The organism is Pseudomonas sp. efr-133-TYG-23, assembly GCF_030209215.1.
Lineage (GTDB): Bacteria > Pseudomonadota > Gammaproteobacteria > Pseudomonadales > Pseudomonadaceae > Aquipseudomonas > Aquipseudomonas rhodesiae.
The window spans coordinates 86,127-112,206 of the sequence record NZ_JARVSL010000020.1 but is presented as its reverse complement, the minus strand read 5'-3'; the positions used below and the strand labels follow the sequence as shown (position 1 = coordinate 112,206).

Below are 26,080 nucleotides of genomic sequence, written 5' to 3'. Positions count from 1 at the left end.
TCTTCCTTTAATTAATTGGCGTTTTACGGCGGCTGTAGAGCCCGCCCAGCAGGCCGGTGAAGCAACCGATCACAAGCCCACCCACATGGGCCGCGTTGGCGATTTCGCCGAAGCCGATCATCGAGACCAACCCCGACAGGCACAACACCAGCCACACCAGCATCATCGCCAGCACCCCACGGGGCAGGCGATAGGCCGGGTTGGGCGACAACAGTTGATAGATCCAGCAATGCCCGAGCAGGCCATACAACACGCCGGACAACCCGCCGAACAGGCCCGGGCCGCCGTAGGCGTATTGCGCGTAGTTGGAAACCAGGCTGAACAGCAGAGTCAGCCCAAGCAGGTTGATACTGCCCTGGCGCGCTTCGATGCGCCGGCCCAGTTCCCAGTACCACATGCCATTCATGGCCAGGTGCAGAATGCCGAAGTGCAACAGCATCGGTGTGACCAACCGCCACCACTGCCCCGACGCCAGGCTGTCGGCCAAAGGGGTGAACTGAATGTAGTCGCCCAGCACTCGGAACGGCAGAAAGCTCAGCCAGCTCATGGCCTGCAGGTTGTCGCCCAGCAGGGTCAACGCCCCCACCACCAGGCTCGCCAGCAGCACCAACGCGGTCACCGGGCTATGCCGCACTTGCTGGAGGAAACCGGGACGGGTCACGGGAGCCTGTTCGGGAATGTCCAACTGCTGGTCTGGATCGCCGGCCGGGAAGCGTTGATACAACACGCGCACGTCATCGCTGATGCTTTCCGGCACCCACAACACTTGCTCACCGGCCTCTTCACTCACGCGATGGGGCACTTGCATGCGTTGCAGCAATTTGACGAAACCACCCAGGTCGACGCTCAGGGGCAAGCGTAATACGGCCACGGTACTCATAGGATCACCTCCGGCCGCTCGACATCGACCCACACGAACTTATGCGGGTCCAAGCGAGTTTCCTGGTCCAATCGATAGGCCACCAACTTGCCATACAGCACCGCGCTGTAATCCAGACAGGCCAAGTTGGGGCGAATCGGCGCCGGTTTGCCACTGCGCCAGTAGTGGCCGACGAACAGTAACGGCTCGTCGGCGCCATAGCGCAGCAGGGAGTTCTTTTCATGGGGCGATAACGGCGTGCGCGCCACCGGCTCGGGCAGCGCATCGGGTTGGAACACGATGTCGCCGTAGGTCTTGGGGTCGTCTTCCCAGAACTTGGTGCGGAAGAACGAGCGCGTCAGGCCGTCGCCGCCGGTCAGCGTCAGGCCGTCGGGCAGGCGCATATCGGTGCCGCGCAACAGGCGGTCAAAGGCATTGCAGGCAAAACTGCCAGGCACGGCGGCGGCCTGCAGGAAGTGCGGGTCGATACAGCCGTCCGGGAATGTGGCGCGCAGCGGCTGGATAAAGCTGTCGTCCCAGCACGCATGCACCACGCGGAAACGCCCGGCATCGACAAACAGCGGCATGTCGTAGAACCAGCCGAGGAAGTCGTGCCAGTCGGCCGGATGCTGCTCGAACTGGGTCAAGGTCTCGTGGATCAAGCGCTCATGCCGTGGGGTGTGCTCGCGCACGTACTGCTTGCCACTGCCAGGCGGCGCCGGTGTGGCCCAGCCCAGGGCATTGAACTCGTGATTGCCCATGATGCACAGCGCCTGGCCGGCTTCGGCCATGTCGTGGACGATATGCAGCGCTTCGCGGATGCGTGGGCCACGGTCGATGATATCGCCGAGGAACACCGCCATGCGCGACGGATGGCGCCAGGTGCCGGCCTGCTTGTGATAACCCATCTGGTCGAGCAAGTGCTCAAGGGTATGCGCGCATCCGTGCACGTCTCCAATCAGGTCGTAGCTACGCGCGGGATCGAGCATCAGTCGCCTCCACCCCCCAAGCGGCTGCCCCAGCCCAACTTGGTACGGCACACTTCGTAGTAGTTGTGATCCAGCGGGTGGATCAAGCGCAACTTCTGTGCCTTTTTGCTCACGGTGATGGTGTCACCGGGGGCGCAGGTGAAATGGTTCTGCCCGTCACAGGAGACTTGCGGGTAGATCTGCATGTCTTTGGACACCACGATTTTCAGCTCACTGTTGCCATCGACCACAATCGGTCGGCTGGACAACATATGGGGATACATCGGCACGATCACAATGGCATCGAGCTTGGGGTGCATGATCGGGCCGCCGGCGGACAGCGCATACGCGGTGGAGCCGGTGGGCGTGGCGACGATCAGGCCGTCGGCTTTCTGGCTGCACACGAACTGGCCGTCGATATACAACTCGAATTCGATCATGCGGGTGGACTTGCCAGGGTGCAGTACCACATCGTTGAGCGCATCGCCCTGACCGATGGCTTCACCATGGCGACGCACTTCGGCTTGCAGCAGGAAACGGTTTTCCACCAGGTATTGGCCGTCGAGCACCTTGGCCACTTCGACTTCCAGCTCATCGGGGCGGATATCGGTGAGAAACCCCAGACTGCCCCGGTTGATCCCCAGCACCGGCACGTTATGCCGCGCCAGCGCCCGGGCTGCGCCCAGCAGGCTACCGTCGCCGCCGACCACAATCACCATGTCACATACTTCGCCGAGCATCTTGCGCGACGAGGTCTGTAGGCCGTGGCCCGGCAGGATTTCGGCGATGGTGTCTTCGAGGATCACATGCAGGTGGCGCTCGAGCAGAAACTTCTTAAGCCGGCGGACGGTGTCCAGCACCTGGGTACTGCCCAGGCGACCGATAATGCCGATATTGCGAAATTGCTCCATGGGGCTCCTGCGGGATTGGGGTGTGGCGAAAAACCCCGATTATGGGCGAAAGGCCGCGCCAGGCAAAATCCTTTGTCGCCGCGAAGCCTTGATGACAACGGTTCTCAGCCCCCTTCTGCGCGGTTAAACGGCTATGCTCGGACCATGACTGTGTTCCCCGATCTACTCAACCTGCCCCGCCAACTGCGCCACCCGGAGGTGCGCGACTTGGCGTGGGTGATCCTCGCCCCGCCGATGCTAGCCCGCGCGCCCTGGCCGCAGCGTCACCCGCTGGCCGGCAGTGACTGGGTGCAAGCGCCGGATCGGCTTGCCCACTGGCTGCGCAGCCTCGACCAGGACAGCCGGACCTTGCAGCACTGGTTGAGCCTGTCGCGCACGCGGCGCTTGGGGCTGTACTACGAACGCTTGTGGCAATTTGCCGTACAGCATGCGCCGGGCGTGGAACTGCTGGCCGCCAACCTGCCGATCCGCCGCGCCGGGCATACCCTCGGTGAGCTGGACATGCTGCTGCGCGACCGCGACGGCGTGCATCACCTGGAATTGGCGATCAAGCTCTATCTCGGCCCGCAGCACGGCAACGGCCAGGACACCGCACAATGGCTGGGCCCTGGCTGTCACGACCGCCTCGACCGCAAACTGGCGCACCTGGCCCAGCATCAACTGCCGATTTCAGCCCGGGCCGAGAGCCGCGAAGCTTTGGCGGCGCTGGATATTCAGCAGTTCGACGCGCACTTGTGGCTGGGCGGGTATTTGCTCTATCCCTGGCCCGGCCTGGCCGAACCACCGACGGGCGCTCACCCTCAGCACCTGCGCGGACGTTGGTTGCATCAGCGCGATTGGCGGGATTTTGTCGCGGTCAGCGCGCCCGGACGCTGGCAACCCCTGCCCCGCCATGCGTGGCTGGCGCCGGCGCACTACCCGGCGGACGAGGTGTGGAGCGAGGAACAGATGCAGGCCTGGCTGGCCGACCTTGATCCGATGGCGCCCGCGCAGTTGCTCGTGCGCATGGTGCGGAACGGCGGGGATTGGGAGGAAGCCGAGCGCTTGTTTCTGGTGGCCGACCTTTGGCCGAATGTGCCGGGGGCTGGCTGATGGAGGGTGTGGTGTATGTGAGTGCGTCATCGGGGGCAAGCCCCCTCCCACATTTGACCGAGTACACCCTTTGGAATGCTGTCGAGTGTGGGTGGGATCTCGCCCCCGATAGCGGCGACACCGGCACTACAACTTATCGATATGCCGATAATCCAACTGCAACCCAGCCGCCAACTCCTGGGCCCGCCCCAGTCTGATCGGCCCGCGCTCGATATCCACCAGCAACCCCGCACAGTCCAACGGCGGCAACCCCGCAATGTCCTTGAGCCGCCCATCCGTGATCACTAATAAACGCTGTTGCTCAGCGGGATGACGCTTGCGTCTCACCGCCAGCCAATGCCCGGCCTCCGCCAGCGCCGCCAGCAATGGTGTACCACCGCCCGCGCCTAACTGGTCCAGCCAGCCGGCCAGGTTTTTGGCTGCTTTCAACCCCTGAACCTGCCACTTCGGCGCCTGGCCGCTGGCGGTCAACAAGGCCATGCGTGCGCGTTGCCGGTAGGCGTCGTCAAAGAGCTGGGCGAGCAACCCCTTAGCGTCGGTTAATGCACGATGCCGCCGGGTGGACGCCGACGCATCGACGATCACCAGCCACAACTCGTGGGCCGCGCGGCTGCGCAGGTGGTAGCACAGGTCTTCACGGGAATGCGGCCGGCCGCCGAGCAAAGTACCGGGCCAGTTGATCGAACCCTGCCGGGCACTGCGCGCCTTGCCTTGCCTGCCATTGTCCAGTCGCCCGACCTTGGGGCGGGCATCCGTCCCCGCGTCAGGTCGGGGGCGGATGCCTAGGGCTTTTTTGGCCAGGCGGGCACGTCTCGGCGAGCGCCGATGGGCAGGGCCGGCGCGGGCATATCGCCCCATTGGCCTTGAGCGGGCGAGCTGTCCGAAGGTTTCGGCGACTGTGCCTGGCTGGGCGGGCTGACCGGTGGAGATGGCTCCTGGCGACGATGGCGCAAGGCAAGTTCCGCGACGGCTTCGATGTCTTCCTCGGCAATCTCATTCGCGCCCCGCCACGCCGCATGGGCCCGGGCGCCGCGCAGCCAGACCAGGTCAGCACGCAAACCATCGACACCAGCGGCAAAGCAGCGCTCGGTAATCTGCGCCAGGGCCTGATCATCCAGCTCGATACTGTCCAACCGCGCCCGCGCCTGAGTGCAGCGCTCGCGCAACGCTGCCTGCTGTTCGGCCCACTCGGTGCAAAAGGCGGCGGGATTGCTGTCGAAATCCAGGCGGCGCCGGAGGATCTGCCCGCGCTCGGCCGGCAAGGTGTGCCCGCTTAACGCCACATTGAAGCCGAAGCGGTCCAGCAGTTGAGGGCGCAACTCGCCCTCCTCCGGGTTCATGGTGCCGACCAGTACAAAGCGCGCCGAATGGCGGTGGGAAATGCCGTCGCGCTCGATCAGGTTGGTGCCACTGGCGGCCACGTCCAGCAGCAGATCCACCAGATGATCGGGCAGCAAATTCACTTCATCCACATACAGCACACCGCCATCGGCCTTGGCCAACACGCCCGGGGAAAACTGCGCACGCCCCTCGCCCAGCGCGGCGTCCAGATCCAGGGTGCCCACCAAGCGTTCTTCGGCGGCCCCCAGCGGCAACGTCACGAATTGACCGCTGGCCAACAGATCGGCCAGGCCACGGGCCAGGGTGGACTTGGCCATGCCGCGCGGACCTTCGATCAGCACGCCGCCGATCTTGGGATCGATAGCCGCCAGGCACAGCGCCAGTTTCAGGTCATCGGCGCCGACCACGGCGGACAGCGGGAAATGGGGAATATCGGTCATTGACTGTCTTCTTCTATATCCAGCAACAGGTTTTCCAAGGCGTCACGGTAAGCACCTGGCGCCTGCCAGAGGCCGCGCTGCTGGGCTTCGAGCATGCGCTCGGTCATGTCGCGCAATGCGTCGGGGTTGTGTTGCTGCACGAACGCCCGGGTGTCGGGGTCGAGCAGGTAGGCATCGGCAAGCAAGGCATATTGATGATCGTCAATCAGCGCCGTGGTGGCGTCGAAGGCGAACAGATTGTCCACGGTGGCCGCCATCTCGAACGCGCCTTTATAGCCATGACGCTTCACCCCTTCGATCCACTTGGGGTTGGCGGCGCGGGCGCGGATCACCCGGTTCAGCTCTTCCTTCAAGGTGCGAATCTTCGGCAGGTCCGGCTGGCTGTGGTCACCGTGGTAGCTGGCGGCCTTGTCGCCGCTCAGGGTTTCCACAGCGGCGAGCATGCCGCCCTGGAACTGGTAATAGTCATTGGAATCAAGCAGGTCGTGTTCGCGATTGTCCTGGTTCTGCACCACCGCCTGCACCTGGCTCAGGCGCTGGGCGAATTGCTCGCGGGCAGCGGTGCCCTCGTCGGACCCGCCATAGGCGTAGCCACCCCAGTTCAGGTAGACCTCGGCCAGGTCCGCACGGCTTTGCCACAAACGCCCATCAATCGCGCCCTGCACCCCCGCACCATAGGCCCCCGGCTTGGCACCGAAGATGCGCCAACCGGCCTGCTTGGCTGCCGCGTCGTCGTCCAGCCCGGATTGACGCAATGCCTCACGCTCGCTGCGCACCTTGGCGGCCAGCGGGTTCATATCGTCCGGTTCGTCCAGCGCTGCCACCGCCTGCACCGCCGCGTCGAACAGGCGGATCAGGTTGGCGAAGGCATCACGGAAGAACCCCGACACGCGCAAGGTCACATCGACGCGCGGGCGGTCCAGCAGGCTGATCGGCAGGATCTCGAAGTCGTCCACCCGCTGGCTGCCGGTGGCCCAGACCGGGCGCACGCCCATGAGCGCCATGGCCTGGGCGATATCGTCGCCGCCGGTACGCATCGTAGCGGTGCCCCATACCGACAGGCCGAGCTGACGCAGGTGATCGCCATGATCTTGCAGGTGCCGCTCCAGAATCAGGTTGGCCGACTGGAAGCCGATACGCCAGGCCGTGGTGGTGGGCAGGTTGCGCACATCCACGCTGAAGAAATTGCGCCCGGTGGGCAGCACATCCAGGCGCCCGCGACTCGGCGCACCGCTGGGCCCCGCCGGCACGAAGCGACCGCTCAGCGCATCCAGCAAGCCGCGCATTTCCGCTGGGCCGCAGGCGTCCAGGCGCGGCGCGACGACGCTGCGCAGGTTGTCGATCACCGCACTCACCTCTTCCCAGCCCGGTGCCTGCAATACCGCCAGCGGGCCGTCCAAGGCTTGCTCGATCAACTGCGCCGCATACAGCTCCAGGCGCTCGCGGGTATCGCCAGCGGTGCGCCAAGGCTGACTATCAATGCCTTGCAGCACCTCGGGGCGCCGGCCGGTCCAGGGTTCGGCCAGGGCGCAGTCCAGCGGGTCGAAGCCCAGCGCGAAAGCCTTGGCCAACACGCGCAGCAGGCTCGATTGCGCGCCACGCCCGTCGCCGCGCGGAATGCGCAGCAAGGCCAGCAATGTGTCGATGCGCAAACGGCCCTGGGGCGATTCGCCGAAGATGTGCAGGCCGTCGCGAATCTGAGATTCCTTGAGGTCGCACAGGTAGGTGTCCAGGCGCGGTAGCCAAATCGCGGCATCGGCATCGCCGTCCAGCTGCAGTTCCTGGTCGATGCGGGTTTCGCGCACCAGTTTGAGAATGTCTTTCTGCAACTCGCGGGCGCGGCGTGGGTCGAGCAATTGCGCTTCGTAATACTCGTCCGCCAGCAGCTCCAGGTCGCGCAGCGGACCGTAGGTTTCGGCGCGGGTCAGCGGTGGCATCAGGTGATCGATGATCACCGCCTGGGTACGACGTTTGGCCTGGGCGCCTTCGCCCGGGTCGTTGACGATAAACGGATAGATGTTCGGCAGCGGCCCCAGCAATGCATCCGGCCAGCAGTGCTCCGAGAGGCCCACGCCCTTGCCCGGCAGCCATTCCAGGTTGCCGTGCTTGCCGACGTGGATCACGCCATGGGCGCCATAGGTATGGCGCAACCAAAAATAGAACGCCAGGTAGCCATGGGGCGGCACCAGGTCCGGGTCGTGGTACACCGCGCTGGCGTCCACCTGATAACCGCGCGCCGGCTGGATACCGACAAAGGTCAGGCCCAGGCGCAAGCCGGCGATCATCAGGCGGCCATCGCGGCACATCGGGTCTTGCTGCGGCGCGCCCCAACGCTGCAACACGGCCTGGCGGTTGGCTTCGGGCAAGCGCAAGAACAACGCCTCGTACTCGTCCAGGCCCAGGCTCTGGTGGCAAGGGCGCAGGTCCAGGGTGTCGAGGTCGTTGGTCACGCCACCGAGCAGTTCATGGATCAACGCCGTGCCGCTGTCGGGCAGTCGATCCGGCAGCGGATAGCCCTCGGTTTGCAGCGCGCGCAGGATATTCAGCGCCGCCGCCGGAGTGTCCAGGCCGACGCCGTTGCCGATGCGACCGTCACGGGTCGGGTAGTTGGCCAGCACCAGGGCGATACGTTTTTCCGCATTCGGCACTCGCGCCAGCTCGACCCAGCGCCGCGCCAGTTCGGCGACGAAATCCATGCGCTCGGGCGCGGCGCGATAGCACACCACGTCGGACTGGCTGCGCTCGCTGCGCCAGGCCAAATCCTTGAAGCTGATCGGCCGGCTGATGATGCGCCCGTCCAGCTCCGGCAAGGCAATGTGCATGGCCAGGTCGCGGGGCCCCAGGCCCTGTTCGCTGGCCGCCCAGCCGGGCTGGTTGTCCTGGGCGCAGATCGCCTGGATCACCGGGATATTGCGCCGAAACGGGCGCAAATGCGGCGCCTCCGGGCTGGATTGAGCAAAGCCGGTGGTGTTGAGAATGACCGCCGCGCCGACTTCGTCCAGCAGGTCCTCGACCACCGTCAGGCAGCCAGGCTCCTTCAAACTCGCTACCGCCATTGGCAACGGGTTAAGCCCCGCCGCTTGCAGACGCTGGCAGAACACATCGATAAAGCCGGTATTGGCCGCCTGCAGGTGGGAGCGATAGAACAGCACCGCCGCCACCGGCCACTCGGCGCGCCAATCCGCCTGCCAATCGCTCAAGCGTGGGGTGGCGTGGCACGGGTGATAAATCGCCGTGCGCGGCAAGGTGTGGGGCTCGTCCCAGGCATAGTCACGGCCCAGGTGAGCGCTGGCCAGGCAGCGATAGAAATCCAGCGCATTGCCCAACCCGCCCTGGCGCAGGAACTGCCATAAGCGGTCGCGCTGTTCGGCGTCAACCGTGCTCAGGCCGCTGAGCTCCGGGTCCGGGCGATCATCCCCCGGCACCAGAATCAACGTCACCCCACGCTCGGCCAGCTCCACCAGGCGCTCGACGCCATAGCGCCAGTAACCGATACCGCCGTGCAGCGAAATCAGAATGACTTTTGCGTGGCGCAGTACCTCGTCGACGTACAGGTCCACCGAGGCATGGTTCTGCACCTGCATGGGGTTGGCCAGGCGCAGGCTGGGGTAGTCGTCGGGCAGTTGCCGGGCTGCTTCGGCCAGTAGCGCCAAGCTGGAATCGCCACTGCACAGGACCACCAGTTCGGCGGGCGTCTGGCCAAGGTCGGCGATATTGTCGTCCGCGACAAAACCGCCGGGCTGAGTCCTGAGCAGGTGCATGGGTTAAACGCTGAGCGCGGCGCGCAGTTGCGCTTCGAGGCCGGCGGCGTCCAGGTCCTGACCGATCAGCACCAGGCGCGTGGTGCGCGGCTCGTCGGCCGTCCAGGCGCGGTCGAAGTGTTTGTCGAAACGGGTACCCACGCCCTGGATCAGCAGGCGCATCGGTTTGTTGGGGATAGCGGCGAAACCTTTGACGCGCAGGATGCCGTGCTGCACCACCAATTGCGTCAGGGCGTCGAGCAGCAGCGCTTCGTCGGCCTGTGGCAGATCGATGGAGATGGAGTCGAACGCGTCGTGGTCGTGATCGTCTTCACCTTCGTGGTGATGATCGTGATGGCTGTGACGCGCGTCGATGTGTTCCTCAGAGCCTGCGCCCAGGCCGATCAGCACCTCCAGAGGCAAGCGACCGCTGCTGGCTTCGACGATCTTCACCGCCGGCGGCAGTTCTTCGGCGACTTCCAGGCGCACACGGGCCAGGTCATCGGGGCTGATCAGGTCGCACTTGTTGAGGATCACCAGGTCGGCGCTGGCCAGTTGGTCGGCGAACAGTTCGTGCAGCGGCGATTCGTGGTCCAGGTTCGGGTCGAGCTTGCGCTGGGCGTCGACCTGATCCGGGAACGCAGCAAAAGTGCCGGCGGCCACGGCTGGGCTGTCGACCACGGTGATTACCGCGTCAACCGTGCAGGCGCTGCGGATCTCCGGCCACTGGAAGGCTTGAACCAAAGGTTTTGGCAGGGCCAGGCCCGAGGTTTCGATCAGGATATGGTCGAGGTCGCCACGGCGCGCCACCAATTCGCGCATCACCGGAAAGAACTCTTCTTGCACGGTGCAGCACAGGCAGCCGTTGGCCAGCTCGTACACGCGGCCGTTGGCTTCTTCCTCGGTGCAGCCGATGGAGCACTGTTTGAGGATCTCGCCGTCGATGCCCAACTCGCCGAACTCGTTGACGATCACCGCAATGCGACGGCCCTGAGCGTTGTCGAGCATATGGCGCAGCAACGTGGTTTTGCCCGAGCCGAGGAAGCCGGTAACGATGGTGACGGGAAGTTTGGCCAGTGTTTTCATCGGATGCCCTTGGGGGCGGGCATACGGGACGATAGGCCCTGCGCAGGCGCGCAGCAGCGGATTTCGTCACCGGATCACCCCGCCCGGTTGAATTAAAAAATCGGTGACGAGGCAGGTCTCCTGGCTTGGGGCGTTCGGGTCGCAAGACCGGCGCTGACTGCGCCTTCCCGCCTGATGGCAGTGGCATGGCAGTCAACTGAACCCTTCACAGTTGCGGGGGCAGCCGCGGCTTGGACCGCGTTCCCTTCTTAGCTTCGACCTGGGCCGAAGAACCTCGAAGGTGCAAGGCTACAGGGGGATGGTGAATTTGACTACCGCTGCTCTGCATGCTTTCCTACAGGCCTTGTTTCGGGTGCCCTTCACAGGGTGAAACGGGAAACCGGTGCGCCATCTTGCGATGGTCAGTCCGGTGCTGCCCCCGCAACGGTAAGCGAGCGAAGCGTCACGGCCACTGTGCTTGAGCATGGGAAGGCGACGCTTTAAGGGTTCTTGGCAGAACCCCCTCGCAAGCCCGGAGACCGGCCCGAAAAAATCAGATAACAAACCCGCGGTGGGCGGGCGCTGTTCAAACCCTGCGGGCCCGGCTCGCGGGGTTTTTATGCGCACGTCCCCACCCCAGACACCTGAAAGGGACGCGCCATGTCGATCATCAGCAGCACTTCGCCCGCCACCAGCGGCACCACTACCCTGAGCCAACGCCTGACCGCCGCCATCGGTGCGTCGATCCTCGGCGCGTGCCTGGTGTATTTCGCCGGCTTTTCGCACATCGAGGCGGTGCATAACGCCGCCCACGATACCCGCCACAGCGCCGCGTTCCCGTGCCACTGAGACCTGCCGAGATGATTAAGCGTATTGCGCAAACCGCAGGATTCACCGGCCTGCTGGCCGCCCTGCTGCTGACCCTGCTGCAAAGCTTCTGGGTGGCACCGCTGATTTTGCAGGCCGAGACCTTCGAGCAGGCACCGGCAGCCCATGAACACGCCACCGGCACCGCCGCGCACACCCACGACGCAGAAGCCTGGGAGCCGGAAGATGGCTGGCAGCGCGTGCTGTCGACCACCGCCGGCAACCTGGTAGTGGCCGTCGGTTTTGCCTTGATGCTGGCCGGTCTCTACACCCTGCGCGCCCCGACCCGCACGGCTCAGGGCCTGCTGTGGGGCTTGGCCGGTTATGCGACTTTCGTGCTGGCACCCACCCTGGGCCTGCCGCCGGAACTGCCGGGCACCGCAGCGGCTGACCTGGCGCTGCGTCAGGCCTGGTGGATCGGCACCGCCGCGTCCACCGCGGCCGGTATCGCCCTGCTGGTGTTCGGTCGCAACGCGCTGCTCAAAGTCCTTGGCGTGGCCATCCTTGTAGTGCCCCATGTGATTGGCGCGCCACAGCCAGCAGTGCATTCGATGCTGGCGCCGGAGGCGCTGGAAGCGCAGTTCAAAATCGCTTCGCAGCTGACCAACATAGCGTTCTGGCTGGCCCTGGGCCTGATCAGCGCGTGGTTGTTCCGGCGTAACCGCGACAGTCATTACGCGGCATGAGCCTCGTCGCCGGTCTGGGCTGCCAGCGAGGTTGTGAGGTTCACAGCCTGTTGGCGCTGCTGGATGAGGCATTGGCCGAAGCAGGCGTCGAGCGCCGGCAGCTCACTGCACTGGCGAGTATCGATCTGAAACACGCTGAACCAGGGCTGCTGGCGTTGGCCACAGCCCTGGACCTGCCCTTGTGCTGCTTTAACGCCCAGCACCTGGCGGCACATGAAGGTCGGCTGAGCCACAAATCTGCCGTGGCTTTTGCCCACACCGGCTGTTACGGCATTGCCGAAAGCGCCGCGCTGGCAGCGGCCGAACAGCTCGACGCAGCCCCTGCCAGACTGCTGATCACCCGCCGCAAAAACGCCCGTGCCACCGTGGCATTGGCCTGCACGGGTTAAAAACCCGATAATCGCCCTCCCCGATCATGAACAATCTTCATGCTCGCCCGTTTTTTCACAGGAACGCTCCATGACCGTCTACTTTATCGGCGCCGGCCCCGGCGACCCGGAATTGATCACTGTCAAAGGCCAGCGGTTGATCCGCAGTTGCCCGGTGATTATCTACGCGGGGTCACTGGTGCCGGCGGCGGTGCTGGAGGGCCATCAAGCCTTACAGGTGGTCAACAGCGCTGAGCTGCACTTGGAACAGATCATCGAATTGATCCAGACCGCCCACGCCAATGGCTTCGATGTGGCGCGAGTCCACTCCGGCGACCCGAGCCTGTATGGAGCCATCGGCGAGCAGATTCGCTGCTTGCGTGAACTGGGCATCCCATTCCAGATCATCCCCGGCGTGACTGCCGTTGCCGCTTGCGCGGCCTTGCTGGAAACCGAACTGACCCTGCCGGACATCGCCCAGAGCGTGATCCTGACGCGCTACGCCGACAAGACCCCCATGCCCGCCGGCGAAGACTTCGCCAGCCTGGCTCGACATGGCACCACCATGGCGATTCACCTGGGGGTCAACCATCTGGAAAAGATCGTCGCCGAACTGCTCCCACACTACGGTGCGGATTGCCCGATCGCCGTGGTGCATCGCGCGACCTGGCCGGATCAGGATTGGGTGACAGGGACGCTGGGGGATATTGCCGGGAAAGTCGTCGCCAAAGGGTTTCGACGCACGGCGTTGATTTTAGTGGGTCGGGTGTTGGCCAGTGACGGTTTCAGTGAATCCTCGTTGTATCGGGCGGGGCATGCGCACCTTTATCGAACTTGATAAATAACTTTATCAATTAGATATAAGCTTTTGATTTAGTTTATTTTTATAGAGGCGTATCAGTTGGCGGCTTAGTTGCTGATCCGGCGCTATCGGGGGCAAGCCCCCTCCCACAGTAGACCGCGTTCACTGGACGCCGTGAGGTTGCTTCATGTGGGAGGGGGCTTGCCCCCGATAGGGACTTCCAGTAGTTGAAGGCCACGCTGACTCACTACAATCTTAGGCAAGCCTTTTCATCACTTAATCTGATTTATGAGATAAATATCTCAACCAACTGAATTTAAACCAAAAAAACGGCGCTCACGGGGCGCCGTTTTTTTTCGCAGCGAACGCCTTACTCAGTAGTAGGCGTTTTCTTTCTGCGTATGGTCGGTCACGTCACGCACACCCTTGAGCTCCGGGATACGCTCCAGCAAGGTGCGCTCGATGCCTTCCTTCAAGGTTACGTCGGCCTGGCCGCAGCCTTGGCAGCCGCCGCCGAACTTCAACACAGCGATGCCATCTTCGACCACGTCGATCAGGCTGACCTGACCGCCGTGGCTGGCAAGTCCTGGGTTGATCTCGGTTTGCAAGTAGTAGTTGATGCGCTCGTTCACCGGGCTGTCGGCGTTGACGTTCGGCACCTTGGCGTTCGGCGCCTTGATGGTCAACTGGCCGCCCATACGGTCGGTGGCGTAGTCCACCACCGCGTCGTCGAGAAACGCTTCGCTGAAGCTATCGATGTATGCGGTGAAGCTTTTGAGCCCCAGGGCAGTGTCTTCAGGTTTCTCTTCACCGGGCTTGCAGTAGGCAATGCACGTCTCGGCGTATTGGGTGCCGGGCTGGGTGATAAAGACGCGGATGCCGATGCCCGGGGTGTTCTGCTTGGACAGCAGGTCGGCCAGGTAATCGTGGGCGGCGTCGGTAATGGTTATGGCAGTCATGGAAACTCCTCACAGGCTTGCCGGCAGTTTACGCCAAATCATTACAGAGTTACAAAGTCCTAGTATTTTTGTCGGAAAAGCCCGTCACGCAGGTCAGAGGTTTTGATAACGATTCATGTCCAGCACGCCCTCTTCCAGTGGAGTGGTCTCGTGGAGGTAGCGCGACAGGTCGTGAAAATACGCCCAGAACTGCGGATGGCTGCGACGCACGCCCCAGCGATCGACGATCTTCTCAAAGCTCTCGGCGTCCTGGGCCTGCTCCATGCGGGAGACGAACTCCGGCACGTCCCCGGCGGGAATATTGAACATAAAGTTCGGGTAGCTGCTCAGCACCCCAGGGTAGACCGTCAGCGTGTCCAACCCCGGCTGGTAGCGGTACGCCTCCCCTAGCAGGAACGCCACGTTACTGTGGGCACGGTTGCGCAACAGGCTGTAGACCTCACGTTTGCCGCTTGGGATTTCCACGCGCAGCATCGTGGCTTCGGGCAATTGATTGATCACTTTGAGCCCAGCCGCCGGGCGCGACGCAAGGCGGCTGAGGGCCTGGTCGACGTCCTGCAGCGCCGGATCGATGCCCTCACGCGAGCAGTACGCACCGGTACAACGGTTGATCGGGTCGGGGCTGACGTTCAAGTCGCCGTAGCGGGCAAGCAACTGCTGGGCGAAATCGCGTTTCGGGTCCTTCTTATCCAAGTGCAGGCCAGTGGGCTTATCGTCGTCGATGGCTTCGTAGTCCAGCCACAGCTTGAGCTTGCCGCTGTTCTGGTACCAGTCGTCGAGGTAGTCCTCGCGTGAGTCCGCCGGCATCAAGCGCAGGAAGTTCTGCTCGGCGCCATTGCGGATCAGGTCGAAATACAGGCGAGTCTGGGCCTGGTGCGAGACATTGCCGAACACATCGAAATTGACCACCAACTGGTAATAGGTGCGCTCCAGCAACGGGTAATCGAACAGCCACATCGTCTGCGGCACCTCGCCGATCAGGCCCTTATTGACCGACGCACTGTCGAAGTGCCGGAAGATGCTCAACAGCGCATTGTCATTGCCGGCCCACAGGGTCGACCAACTGGGCGCCGGCAGGTCTGCATAGCTGTCGCGACGCAGGGCTTCGTACTGGTTGCGTTTGTCGCGGTATTTGAGCCACAGGCTAAGCACGCTGCCCACGTCATCGTTCTGCCCCGGCATCGCCAGCAACGGTGTGGCTTGGCCGCGATAGCGCGCATCGGTGATGTACAGGTCATGGTCCGGGGCCTGGAACAAAGCCCAGAAGTTATCGCGGATCACGTCCGTGGCGATCTGCCCACGGCACACCGGCCCGCGAATAAAGGTACGCACGAAGTATTCGGCGTTATCCAACATGAACTGATAGCGCGCCTGGGCCGGGATCGCCTCAAAGGTCTCGAACGGGTTGGCACGCCGCCCTGGGCCGTAGCCCGGTAACGCGCTGACCTGCCAGTCGCTGCCATAGAACAAAGCTTTGATCCGCGCCATTTTCTGCGCGCTGAGCGGATAGGTGATGTGGGTTTTATGCACGATCACGCCCTGGATCGGCCACAAACGGTAGTAAATCCGCGTGCCCGGGTCGTCGTTGGGGCGACGGGTGTTGATCAGGTCAATCGGTTGGCCGCTGGGCGTGCGCGAGCGCACCCACTGAAAGAAATGCCCCGGCTCACCGCCCTCGAAGTACAGATGGGCGATAAACAGGTGCTCGAACAGCCAGCGCGCCACCAGGCTTTCGCGGGCGCCGGGGGCGTTGAGCAGGTTTTCCCATTGCAGCACCTGCGCCGCTTCGCGGGTACTGGGTGCCACGCCTTGCTCGTCGATGGGCGCCCCGGAGGCCAGCCAGCGTTGCAGTGTCTGGTATTGCTGGTCGGTCAGCCCGGTGACCGCCAGCGGCATGCCTTCATTGGGATGGGCGCCGGCATAGGCGTCGAACTCCCCCGGCAAGGGGCACATGTTTTCACGATTTAGGCCCAGCACAATGTCGTCGGGCAGCTTGCCATTGGGCTGCAAGGGCGTGCGACGATGTCCCAGCTCCAGCATGCGCGCCATCAAGGCAGCCTGACTGCCCTGGGCATCCAGCACCGAACTGAACCCTTCGCGCTGCCAGGCGGCCTTGCCGAAGGCGTCATAGAACAGACGGGTCGGCTTGGTTGCCTGGCTGCGTTCGCCATCGTAGACCGGTACTTTGCTCGCGCCCCGCGCCGCACCTTCGCCACTGCCCAGGTTCAACTGGCAGGCGGAGTCGTAGCACGCATGGCAGGCCACGCACTTCTCGGTGAAAATCGGCTGGATATCGCGGGTGTAGGAGATTGCAGGAACGGGACTCTGGGCGTGGACGGTGCTGGCGAGCAAGGCCAATGCGGCGCCGACGAGTGAACGAAGTAACATGGATCGGTCCCGATTCAAGGGGTACGCTGAAAAATTGCCGGTGATTCTACCGGGCCATGCCTGCCGGCAACATGAACGATATTCATGCAAAACCCAGGCATGCTCCAAATCCGCACAGGTTTGCTATGATCCACGCCCTCCGTAATGCCTGACCAGAGTAGTCCCATGTCCGATCGTAGCGCTCGTCTGCAAGCTCTTCACCACGCCCTCAAGGAACGCATCCTGATCCTCGACGGCGGCATGGGCACGATGATCCAGAGCTATAAACTGGAAGAACACGACTACCGTGGCAAACGTTTCGCCGACTGGCCCAGCGACGTCAAGGGCAACAACGACTTGCTGGTGATCACCCGCCCCGACGTGATCGGCGGGATCGAAAAGGCTTATCTGGATGCCGGCGCCGACATCCTCGAAACCAATACCTTCAATGCCACGCGGATTTCCATGGCCGACTACGGCATGGAAGAACTGGCCTATGAGCTGAACGTCGAAGGCGCACGCCTGGCGCGCAAGATTGCCGATGCCAAGACCGCCGAGAACCCGGACAAGCCGCGTTTCGTCGCCGGTGTACTGGGCCCGACCAGCCGCACGTGCTCGCTGTCGCCCGACGTGAACAACCCCGGCTACCGCAACGTAACCTTCGATGAACTGGTGGAGAACTACACCGAGGCCACCAAGGGCTTGATCGAAGGCGGCGCCGACCTGATCCTGATCGAAACCATCTTCGACACCCTCAACGCCAAAGCCGCGATCTTCGCCGTGCAAGGGGTGTTCGAGGAACTGGGCCTTGAGCTGCCGATCATGATCTCCGGCACCATCACCGACGCTTCCGGCCGGACCCTGTCGGGCCAGACCACCGAAGCGTTCTGGAACTCGGTAGCCCATGCCAAGCCGATTTCCGTAGGCTTGAACTGCGCTCTCGGGGCCAGCGAACTGCGCCCGTACCTGGAAGAGTTGTCCAACAAGGCCAACACCCATGTGTCCGCGCACCCCAACGCCGGCCTGCCCAACGAATTCGGCGAGTACGACGAGTTGCCGGCGCAAACCGCCAAGGTCATCGAAGAATTCGCCCAGAGCGGCTTTCTCAATATCGTCGGCGGTTGCTGCGGCACCACGCCGGGCCATATCGAAGCCATCGCCAAGGCCGTGGCCGGTTATGCGCCGCGCGTGATCCCGGACATTCCCAAGGCCTGCCGCCTGTCGGGGCTGGAGCCGTTCACCATCGATCGCAACTCGCTGTTCGTCAACGTCGGCGAACGCACCAACATCACCGGTTCCGCCAAGTTCGCCCGACTGATCCGTGAGGACAACTACACCGAAGCCCTGGAAGTCGCCCTGCAGCAGGTGGAAGCCGGCGCCCAGGTGATCGACATCAACATGGACGAAGGCATGCTCGATTCGAAGAAGGCCATGGTGACCTTCCTCAATCTGATTGCCGGCGAGCCGGACATTTCCCGCGTCCCGATCATGATCGACTCCTCCAAGTGGGAGGTGATCGAGGCCGGCCTCAAGTGCATCCAGGGCAAGGGCATCGTCAACTCCATCAGCATGAAGGAAGGCGTCGAGCAGTTCATCCACCACGCCAAACTGTGCAAGCGCTACGGCGCGGCGGTGGTGGTGATGGCGTTCGACGAAGCCGGCCAGGCCGACACCGAAGCGCGCAAGAAAGAAATCTGCAAACGCTCCTACGACATTCTGGTCAATGAAGTGGGTTTCCCGCCGGAAGACATCATCTTCGACCCGAACATCTTCGCGGTCGCCACCGGTATCGAGGAACACAACAACTACGCGGTCGACTTTATCAACGCCTGCGCCTACATCCGCGATGAGCTGCCGTATGCGCTGAGTTCCGGCGGTGTGTCCAACGTGTCGTTTTCGTTCCGCGGCAACAACCCGGTGCGCGAGGCGATCCACTCGGTGTTCCTGCTGCATGCGATCCGCAATGGCTTGACCATGGGCATCGTCAACGCCGGCCAGTTGGAGATCTACGACCAGATCCCCGCCGAGCTGCGCGATGCGGTGGAAGACGTGGTCCTTAACCGCACCCCGGACGGCACCGACGCCCTCCTCGCCATTGCCGACAAATACAAGGGCGACGGCAGCGTCAAGGAAGCCGAGACCGAAGAATGGCGCGGCTGGGACGTCAACAAGCGTCTGGAGCATGCGCTGGTCAAGGGCATCACCACCCATATCGTCGAAGACACCGAGGAATCGCGGCTGTCGTTCGCGCGCCCGATCGAAGTGATCGAGGGCCCGCTGATGTCCGGCATGAACATCGTCGGCGACCTGTTCGGCGCCGGCAAAATGTTCCTGCCCCAGGTGGTGAAATCCGCACGGGTGATGAAACAGGCCGTGGCCCACTTGATCCCCTTTATCGAGCTGGAAAAAGGCGATAAGCCGGAAGCCAAGGGCAAAATCCTGATGGCCACCGTCAAAGGCGACGTGCACGACATCGGCAAGAACATTGTCGGTGTGGTATTGGGTTGCAACGGCTATGACATCGTCGACCTGGGTGTGATGGTACCGGCGGAGAAAATCCTGCAGGTGGCCAAAGAGCAGAAGTGCGACATCATCGGGCTGTCGGGACTGATCACGCCCTCCCTGGACGAGATGGTGCATGTGGCGCGCGAGATGCAGCGCCAGGACTTCCACCTGCCGCTGATGATCGGCGGCGCCACCACCTCCAAGGCACACACGGCGGTGAAGATCGAACCCAAGTACAGCAACGATGCAGTGATCTATGTGACCGACGCCTCGCGCGCGGTGGGCGTAGCCACGCAACTGCTGTCCAAGGAATTGAAGGCCGGTTTTGTCGAGAAGACCCGCCAGGACTACATCGAAGTGCGCGAACGCACCTCCAACCGCAGTGCGCGCACCGAGCGCCTGAGCTACGCGGCGGCCATCGCCAAGAAGCCGCAGTTCGACTGGACCAACTACACCCCGGTGACGCCGACCTTCACCGGCGCCAAGGTCCTGGACAATATCGACCTGAGGGTGCTGGCCGAATACATCGACTGGACGCCGTTCTTTATTTCCTGGGACCTGGCGGGCAAATTCCCGCGCATCCTCACCGATGAAGTGGTGGGCGAAGCGGCAACCGCGCTGTACGCCGATGCCCAGGCCATGCTCGATAAGTTGATCAACGAAAAACTCATCAGTGCCCGTGCGGTGTTCGGTTTCTGGCCGGCCAACCAGGTCGACGAGGATGACCTGGAGGTCTACGGCGACGATGGCCAGCCCCTCGCCAAGCTGCATCACTTGCGCCAACAGATCATCAAGACCGACGGCAAGCCGAACTTCTCCCTGGCCGATTTCGTCGCCCCCAAGAGCAGCGGCGTGACCGACTACATCGGTGGCTTTATTACTACCGCTGGCATCGGCGCTGAAGAAGTGGCCAAGGCGTACCAGGACGCCGGCGACGACTACAACTCGATCATGGTCAAAGCCCTCGCCGACCGCTTGGCCGAAGCCTGCGCCGAGTGGCTGCACCAGCAGGTGCGTAAGGAGCACTGGGGTTACGCCAAGGATGAACAACTGGACAACGAGGCGCTGATCAAAGAGCAGTACAGCGGCATCCGCCCTGCCCCCGGCTACCCTGCGTGCCCGGACCACACCGAGAAAGCCCAACTGTTCCAACTGTTGGACCCCGAAGCCCGCGAAATGCACGCCGGGCGCAGTGGTGTGTTCCTTACCGAGCACTACGCGATGTTCCCGGCAGCGGCCGTCAGCGGCTGGTATTTCGCCCATCCCCAGGCCCAGTACTTTGCCGTGGGCAAGATCGATAAAGACCAAGTCGCCAGCTACACCGCACGCAAGGGCCAGGATCTGACCGTGACCGAACGCTGGCTGGCGCCGAACCTGGGCTACGACAGCTAACCTGGCGTGCTTTCAAATTTGGCCGATTGTCTATGCTGTCCCTCACACACTGAGTGTCGAGGGACCTATGGACGAGCACAAACCGCCGACCTTCTGGCAAATGCTGCACAGCGTGGTGGCCGCCGCTTTTGGCGTACAAAGCGGCAAGAACCGCGCCCGTGACTTCACCCACGGCAAGCCCAGCCACTTTGTGGTCCTGGGCATCCTGTTCACGGTGGTATTTGCGTTGACCCTGTTCGGTATCGTCAAGCTGGTGCTGCACCTGGCCGGTGTTTAACGCAGCAGCCATTGCAGGCTGAACGGGTAACGGTAGGACGCCGGTTTGCCCTGGGCGGACAGCGCACGAAAATCCACCGCAGGCACAGGCCGCAGCAAGCGTTGCGCCTGCTGCGCGTCGATCAACTGGAACAGCGCTTTCTGGCGCTCAAGCCCGCCGTGGGCGCGGATGTCGACGCCGTTGGCATCGTCATGGATCAGCACCATCGCCCATCCACCCAGGGTGAAATGCCCGGCCACCAGCGTGCTCAGTCGCCCGTCCAGGCGCGCCCGAAGGATTTGCGGTGAGCTATTGACAGCGCTGAACAGCACATCCTTGCCTGGTGTTCGTCCGCTGTTCTGAAGGGCGCGCATGGCGCCCAAAGCCATCTCGTCGTTAGCCGACCACACCAAGGCAGTGCGCGGATAACGCTTGAACAACTGCGTAGCTTGCTCAAAGGCGCGTTCGCGGCTCCACTCGCCGTAGACCAACTGACGCAGACGTACTTCGGGATGCTCGGCCAGCGCACGGTGCAAGCCTTGCTCGCGCAACTGTGCGGCCGGGGTGTGCTGGGCGCCGGAGAAGGCCAGCAGATCGAGGGTATGACCCGGCACCACGGGGCCGTGCTGGCGCAGCAAGTCGTTGAGCATCAAGTAGCCGGCGGTATCGTCCTCGGCTACCAGGGTGCCGATCTCATCGACATCGGTCTGAGCCTCCAGCCATTGTGCTTGACTGGCGGTCAGCGCGTTATTCACCAGCAGCAGCTTGACCCCACTGCCCTGGGCCATACGCAGGATCTGCGGGGCGACATACTGCTCGTTGACCAGCACTAGATAATCCGGGCGCTTGTCGCCTTGCAGTGCCTCGCGGGCCTGCACAAGGGTGTTATGAGTTTCGCGCTCGGCATAACGCACGCGCAACTCCAGGCCCAGATCCTTGGCGGCGGCCTGCATGAATTGCGCGTAATCGACCCAGAAGGTTTCCGTAGACTTGCCAGGGTTGAGGAACACCACGGACGTGGCTTGAGCCATCGCCGCATACGTCGAACCCAGCAAGCACGCACACGCCAGCAAAACCTTCAACATGGTGATTTGAGCCTTGAAAATAAGCCGCTTAGGATAAAGGCGATGCGACCGACAATCGAGGCTCAATCAACAGGGTTTATTGGTGGCTGACCCAGAACACCGCAGTGCCCACCACCAGGATGATCAGGAATAGAATGGCCCAGGCATCCACGGTGCTGTCGGGTTTACGGGCTTTTGTAGGATTGCTCATCGCATCGCCTCTTGTCGGTTTTATAGGTGATTGCACTAAGACTCGACGACAGTAAAGTCGATGATTGCCCGCATGACAAATGTGGATATCGTGATAACCCGTCTCATTAGTCATTTTGGTTATGTGCATATACTCAAACATCACTTTTGCGCATAAACGCAAACTGGTATCGTGCGCCGGCTCCGTTGGGAGTGCGCGGCCGTGCGCGCAGATTTGCCGAGAACAGGACCTATATGTACGTATACGACGAATACGATCAGCGCATCATCGAGGACCGCGTCAAGCAGTTCCGTGATCAGACCCGACGCTATCTGGCAGGTGAACTGAGCGAAGAAGAGTTCCGCCCTCTGCGCCTGCAAAATGGCCTTTATGTTCAGCGCTTTGCGCCGATGCTCCGCGTGGCCGTGCCTTACGGCCAACTGACCTCGCGCCAGACCCGCATGATGGCCAAGATTGCCCGCGACTACGACAAAGGCTATGCCCACATCAGTACCCGCCAGAACGTTCAGTTCAACTGGCCGGCCCTGGAAGATGTGCCGGACATCCTGGCGGAACTGGCCACCGTGCAGATGCACGCGATTCAGACCAGCGGTAACTGCCTGCGCAACGTCACCACTGACCAGTTCGCCGGGGTAGCCGCCGATGAGCTGATCGACCCGCGCCCCTGGTGTGAAATCATTCGCCAGTGGACCACCTTCCACCCCGAATTCGCCTACCTGCCGCGCAAGTTCAAGATCGCCGTCAATGGCTCGACCTCGGACCGTGCCGCCATCGAAGTTCACGATATCGGCCTGGAGCCGGTGTACAACGCCGCTGGCGAACTGGGTTTCCGCGTTCTGGTGGGTGGCGGCCTGGGCCGTACCCCGGTCGTCGGCGCGTTTATCAACGAGTTCCTGCCGTGGCGGGACCTGTTGAGCTACCTCGACGCCATCCTGCGCGTCTACAACCGCTACGGCCGTCGCGACAACAAGTACAAGGCCCGGATCAAGATCCTGGTCAAGGCGCTGACCCCTGAGGTGTTCGCCCAGAAGGTCGACGCCGAGATGGAACACTTGCGCGGCGGCCAGACCACCCTGACCGACGCCGAAGTGCACCGCGTCGCCAAACATTTCGTCGACCCCGAGTACAAGGCCCTGAGCAATCAGGACGCCGAACTCGCCGCCCTCGACCAGCAGCATCCTGGCTTCGCCCGCTGGCGTACCCGCAACACCCTGGCGCACAAGAAGCCAGGCTATGTGGCGGTGACCCTGTCGCTCAAGCCGACCGGCGTGGCCCCAGGCGACATCACCGACAAACAGCTGGACGCCGTTGCCGACCTGGCCGAGCGCTACAGCTTCGGCCAGCTGCGCACCTCCCACGAGCAGAACATCATCCTGGCGGACGTTGAGCAGAGCCAATTGTTCACCCTGTGGGGCGAGCTGCGCGAGAGCGGTTTCGCCACGCCGAACATCGGCCTGCTGACTGACATCATCTGCTGCCCGGGCGGGGATTTCTGCTCCCTGGCCAACGCCAAGTCGATCCCAATCGCCGAATCAATCCAGCGCCGTTTCGATGACCTGGACTACCTGTTCGACATCGGTGAGCTGGACCTGAACATCTCCGGGTGCATGAACGCCTGTGGTCACCACCATGTCGGCCATATCGGCATCCTGGGCGTGGACAAGAAAGGCGAAGAATTCTACCAAGTGTCCCTGGGTGGCAGCGCCAGCCGCGATGCGAGCCTGGGCAAGATCCTTGGCCCGTCCTTCGCCCAGGAAGCCATGCCTGAGGTGATCGGCAAACTGATCGACGTATACATCGAACAGCGCACCGAAGATGAGCGTTTCATCGACACCTATCAGCGCATCGGCATCGACCTGTTCAAGGAGCGCGTCTATGCAGCGAATCATTAAGAACAACGAAGTCGTCGACGAAACCTGGCACCTGCTGCCCAAGGACGCGAGCTTCGACGGCATTCCCAACTGCGACGACCTGATCGTGCCGTTGGCGCTGTGGCGCGAACACGGCCACGCACTCAAGGCTCGCGACGGCGGCCTGGGCGTATGGCTGGACGCCGATGAAGAAGCCGAAGAGATCGGCGCGGACGTGCAACACTTCCAGGTCATCGCCCTGAATTTCCCGGCCTTCACCGATGGCCGCAACTACTCCAACGCCCGCCTGCTGCGTGACCGCTACGGTTACAAGGGCGAACTGCGAGCGATTGGCGATGTACTGCGCGATCAGCTGTTCTACCTGCACCGTTGCGGCTTCGATGCCTTCGCCTTGCGCGCCGACAAAGACCCGTACGAAGCGCTGGAAAGCCTCAAGGACTTCTCGGTGACCTACCAGGCCGCCACTGACGAGCCGCTGCCGCTGTTCCGTCGGCGCTGAGTTGGCGCACATGAAAAAGCCCTGGCATGCCAGGGCTTTTTTATCGGTTGAGGTTGATCGACGCCAGCACCTGCTTCTGCCCCATCGAACACGGCACGCCTTCCGGCTGCGCCCGTACCGCTTCGATCACCCCCAACAACTGCGTCTTGCTGTGGGCCAAATGGGCCTGCATCTCTTCGATCTGTTGCACCTTGCGTTCCAGCGCCTCGATCAACTCTTCGCGCTTGTGTTCCCCCGGCGCCGGCATCAGTGCCTTGAGCTCCTGCAAGGTAAACCCGGCCTGTTGCGCGCTCTGAATCAACTGCAAGGTCTGTAAGGCTTCCGGTGCATAGCGCCGATAGCCGTTGGCCTGACGCCCGACCTGGCTGATCAGCCCTTCGGCTTCGTAAAAACGAATGCGCGACGCGGCTAATCCACTCTGTTTTGCCAGTTCTCCGATATTCATTGCGATGCCTGCTTGACATTAAAGTTAACTTTAAGCTTAGCCTGAGGCCTCCCCCGCTCAGGAGTCAACCCATGTCACCGTTTGAACCCTTGCACCTGCCCAACGGCCAAATCATCGCCAACCGCATCGCCAAAGCCGCGATGGAAGAAAACATGGCCGATCTCAACCAAGCACCCTCCCGTGCACTCAAGCAACTGTACAAAGCCTGGGCGGACGGCGAGCCGGGCCTGTTGCTGACCGGCAACGTGATGATTGATCGCCGCGCCATGACCGGCCCTGGCGGCGTCGCGCTGGAAAACGAAGAACACCTGGACAGCTTCCGCGAGTGGGCCGATGTGGCACGGGCCAAGGGCGTGCATTTCTGGGTTCAACTCAGCCACCCGGGGCGCCAGACCATGGCCAACCTCGGCCAGCAAGCCCTGGCGCCGTCGGCCATCGCGATGGACTTGGGCAGTTTCTCGAAGATGTTCGCCACCCCTCGGGCCATGACCGAGGAGGATATCCAGGACGTGATCCAGCGCTTCGCCACCAGCGCGCGCCTGGCTGAGAAAGCCGGGTTCAGCGGCGTGCAGATCCACGGCGCACACGGTTACCTGATCAGCCAATTTCTCTCGCCACTGAGCAACCACCGCACCGACCGCTGGGGTGGCTCCCTGGAAAACCGCGCACGCCTGCTGCTGGAAGTGATCCACGCCGTGCGCGCCAGTGTCAGCCCGTCGTTCTGCGTGGCAGTCAAGCTCAACTCGGCGGACTTCCAGCGCGGCGGCTTCGATGCGGCGGATGCGCGGGGCGTGGTGGAGATGCTCAACCCCTTGCCCATCGACTTGCTCGAATTGTCCGGCGGCAGCTATGAAGCGCCGGCCATGCAGGGCGAAGCGCGGGATGGGCGTACCCTGGCGCGCGAAGCGTACTTCCTGGAATTTGCCAAGGAACTGGACAGCATCGCCACCATGCCGTTGATGGTGACCGGCGGCATTCGTCGCCTGCCCATCGTGCGGCAAGTGCTCGACAGCGGCATCGCCATGGCGGGCATCGCCACCGCGCTGACCCTGGAGCCGCAGTTGCTCAAGCACTGGCGCGAGGGCCGCGACCCCAACCCGCAACTCAAACCGATCCAGTGGCAGCGCAAGCCGCTTGCCGCCCTCGCCACCCTGGCCGTGGTACGCGACCAGATGCGCCGCCTCAGCCGCGGCCACCAGCCCAAGCCCAAGGTTGCACCGTGCCTGGCGCTGGTGCGTGATCAGTGGTTTATCGCTCGGCGTACTCGGCAGTACCGCGCAAGCATGACGCAATCTTCACATTAAAGGCGGAGCATTCGCCGTGATCGAACTGTCCCCTATTGATCAGCAGCTTTTAACCTCACTGACGATTG

At 62.8% G+C, this 26,080-nt stretch carries 21 protein-coding genes and 2 riboswitches; of the genes, 10 read left to right on the top strand and 11 right to left on the bottom strand.

Annotated elements, in window-relative coordinates:
• Positions 1–7: 7 nt before the first annotated feature.
• From QRN41_RS13915 to QRN41_RS13905, 3 genes are read right to left on the bottom strand one after another with little or no spacing between them, the layout of a single operon-like run.
• Positions 8–880: a rhomboid family intramembrane serine protease gene (locus QRN41_RS13915; protein ID WP_034113188.1), complete on the bottom strand. Its 873-nt coding sequence runs from the start codon at positions 878–880 to the stop codon at positions 8–10.
• Positions 877–1,851, bottom strand: coding sequence for a metallophosphoesterase (locus tag QRN41_RS13910; protein WP_162276718.1), 975 nt, complete (start codon positions 1,849–1,851; stop codon positions 877–879). The genes QRN41_RS13915 and QRN41_RS13910 overlap by 4 nt, the downstream gene beginning before the upstream one ends.
• Complete coding sequence (locus tag QRN41_RS13905; RefSeq protein ID WP_034097054.1) at positions 1,848–2,738, bottom strand: NAD(+) kinase; 891 nt, start codon at positions 2,736–2,738, stop codon at positions 1,848–1,850. Before QRN41_RS13905 ends, QRN41_RS13910 begins: the two co-directional genes overlap by 4 nt.
• Positions 2,739–2,882: 144 nt before the next feature.
• Between QRN41_RS13905 and QRN41_RS13900 the strand changes: the two genes are divergently transcribed.
• Positions 2,883–3,830, top strand: a complete 948-nt coding sequence (locus tag QRN41_RS13900; RefSeq protein ID WP_285421681.1) for a DUF1853 family protein — start codon at positions 2,883–2,885, stop codon at positions 3,828–3,830.
• Between the two features lie 126 nt (positions 3,831–3,956).
• Here QRN41_RS13900 and QRN41_RS13895 read toward each other — a convergent pair whose 3' ends face one another.
• From QRN41_RS13895 to cobW, 4 genes are read right to left on the bottom strand one after another with little or no spacing between them, the layout of a single operon-like run.
• Complete coding sequence (locus QRN41_RS13895; protein WP_285421779.1) at positions 3,957–4,559, bottom strand: vWA domain-containing protein; 603 nt, start codon at positions 4,557–4,559, stop codon at positions 3,957–3,959.
• Between the two features lie 53 nt (positions 4,560–4,612).
• Positions 4,613–5,611, bottom strand: a complete 999-nt coding sequence (locus tag QRN41_RS13890; RefSeq protein ID WP_285421680.1) for a magnesium chelatase ATPase subunit I — start codon at positions 5,609–5,611, stop codon at positions 4,613–4,615.
• Positions 5,608–9,372, bottom strand: a complete 3,765-nt coding sequence (gene cobN, locus QRN41_RS13885) for a cobaltochelatase subunit CobN (RefSeq protein ID WP_285421679.1) — start codon at positions 9,370–9,372, stop codon at positions 5,608–5,610. Before cobN ends, QRN41_RS13890 begins: the two co-directional genes overlap by 4 nt.
• 3 nt (positions 9,373–9,375) lie before the next feature.
• Complete coding sequence (cobW, locus tag QRN41_RS13880; RefSeq protein ID WP_034097050.1) at positions 9,376–10,437, bottom strand: cobalamin biosynthesis protein CobW; 1,062 nt, start codon at positions 10,435–10,437, stop codon at positions 9,376–9,378.
• A gap of 93 nt (positions 10,438–10,530) precedes the next feature.
• Positions 10,531–10,729: riboswitch (cobalamin riboswitch) on the bottom strand.
• A 41-nt stretch (positions 10,730–10,770) separates the two neighbouring features.
• A riboswitch (cobalamin riboswitch) is annotated at positions 10,771–10,978 on the top strand.
• Between the two features lie 98 nt (positions 10,979–11,076).
• Between cobW and QRN41_RS13875 the strand changes: the two genes are divergently transcribed.
• From QRN41_RS13875 to cobM, 4 genes are all read left to right on the top strand, one after another.
• Positions 11,077–11,265 (top strand): CbtB domain-containing protein, encoded by a 189-nt coding sequence (locus QRN41_RS13875; protein WP_034097049.1) that lies wholly within the window; start codon positions 11,077–11,079, stop codon positions 11,263–11,265.
• A gap of 11 nt (positions 11,266–11,276) precedes the next feature.
• Positions 11,277–11,969, top strand: coding sequence for a CbtA family protein (locus QRN41_RS13870; RefSeq protein ID WP_285421677.1), 693 nt, complete (start codon positions 11,277–11,279; stop codon positions 11,967–11,969).
• Positions 11,966–12,358, top strand: a complete 393-nt coding sequence (locus QRN41_RS13865; RefSeq protein ID WP_285421676.1) for a cobalamin biosynthesis protein — start codon at positions 11,966–11,968, stop codon at positions 12,356–12,358. The genes QRN41_RS13870 and QRN41_RS13865 overlap by 4 nt, the downstream gene beginning before the upstream one ends.
• A gap of 70 nt (positions 12,359–12,428) precedes the next feature.
• Positions 12,429–13,175 (top strand): precorrin-4 C(11)-methyltransferase, encoded by a 747-nt coding sequence (gene cobM, locus QRN41_RS13860; protein ID WP_285421675.1) that lies wholly within the window; start codon positions 12,429–12,431, stop codon positions 13,173–13,175.
• 338 nt (positions 13,176–13,513) lie between these two features.
• Here the strand turns inward: cobM and nfuA are convergent, their stop codons facing one another.
• Positions 13,514–14,098, bottom strand: a complete 585-nt coding sequence (nfuA, locus tag QRN41_RS13855) for a Fe-S biogenesis protein NfuA (RefSeq protein ID WP_034097045.1) — start codon at positions 14,096–14,098, stop codon at positions 13,514–13,516.
• A 93-nt stretch (positions 14,099–14,191) separates the two neighbouring features.
• Positions 14,192–16,486, bottom strand: coding sequence for a fatty acid cis/trans isomerase (locus tag QRN41_RS13850; protein WP_285421674.1), 2,295 nt, complete (start codon positions 16,484–16,486; stop codon positions 14,192–14,194).
• Positions 16,487–16,651: 165 nt separating this feature from the next.
• Between QRN41_RS13850 and metH the strand changes: the two genes are divergently transcribed.
• Together metH and QRN41_RS13840 are read left to right on the top strand one after the other, a co-directional pair.
• Positions 16,652–20,362 carry a methionine synthase gene (gene metH / locus QRN41_RS13845; RefSeq protein WP_034137915.1) on the top strand — a complete coding sequence of 1,237 codons (3,711 nt, stop codon included), beginning with the start codon at positions 16,652–16,654 and terminating at the stop codon, positions 20,360–20,362.
• Between the two features lie 67 nt (positions 20,363–20,429).
• Positions 20,430–20,639, top strand: a complete 210-nt coding sequence (locus QRN41_RS13840) for a DUF2970 domain-containing protein (RefSeq protein ID WP_034097042.1) — start codon at positions 20,430–20,432, stop codon at positions 20,637–20,639.
• On the opposite strand, the gene QRN41_RS13835 is transcribed toward QRN41_RS13840, so the two are convergent.
• Positions 20,636–21,703 carry an ABC transporter substrate-binding protein gene (locus tag QRN41_RS13835; protein ID WP_285421673.1) on the bottom strand — a complete coding sequence of 356 codons (1,068 nt, stop codon included), beginning with the start codon at positions 21,701–21,703 and terminating at the stop codon, positions 20,636–20,638. The two genes, QRN41_RS13840 and QRN41_RS13835, sit on opposite strands and share 4 nt — an antisense overlap.
• Before the next feature lie 423 nt (positions 21,704–22,126).
• Here QRN41_RS13835 and QRN41_RS13830 point away from each other — a divergent pair, with 423 nt between their 5' ends.
• Complete coding sequence (locus QRN41_RS13830) at positions 22,127–23,785, top strand: nitrite/sulfite reductase (protein WP_034137913.1); 1,659 nt, start codon at positions 22,127–22,129, stop codon at positions 23,783–23,785.
• The gene (locus QRN41_RS13825) at positions 23,769–24,263 is read left to right on the top strand and encodes a DUF934 domain-containing protein (RefSeq protein ID WP_034137912.1); all 495 of its coding nucleotides are present in this window, start codon (positions 23,769–23,771) and stop codon (positions 24,261–24,263) included. Before QRN41_RS13830 ends, QRN41_RS13825 begins: the two co-directional genes overlap by 17 nt.
• Before the next feature lie 40 nt (positions 24,264–24,303).
• Here QRN41_RS13825 and QRN41_RS13820 read toward each other — a convergent pair whose 3' ends face one another.
• Positions 24,304–24,708 (bottom strand): MerR family transcriptional regulator, encoded by a 405-nt coding sequence (locus QRN41_RS13820; RefSeq protein WP_034097038.1) that lies wholly within the window; start codon positions 24,706–24,708, stop codon positions 24,304–24,306.
• 71 nt (positions 24,709–24,779) lie between these two features.
• Here QRN41_RS13820 and QRN41_RS13815 point away from each other — a divergent pair, with 71 nt between their 5' ends.
• A complete protein-coding gene (locus QRN41_RS13815; RefSeq protein ID WP_285421672.1) occupies positions 24,780–26,012 on the top strand; it encodes an NADH:flavin oxidoreductase/NADH oxidase family protein in 1,233 nt (410 codons plus the stop codon).
• The last annotated feature ends 68 nt before the right edge of the window (positions 26,013–26,080 follow it).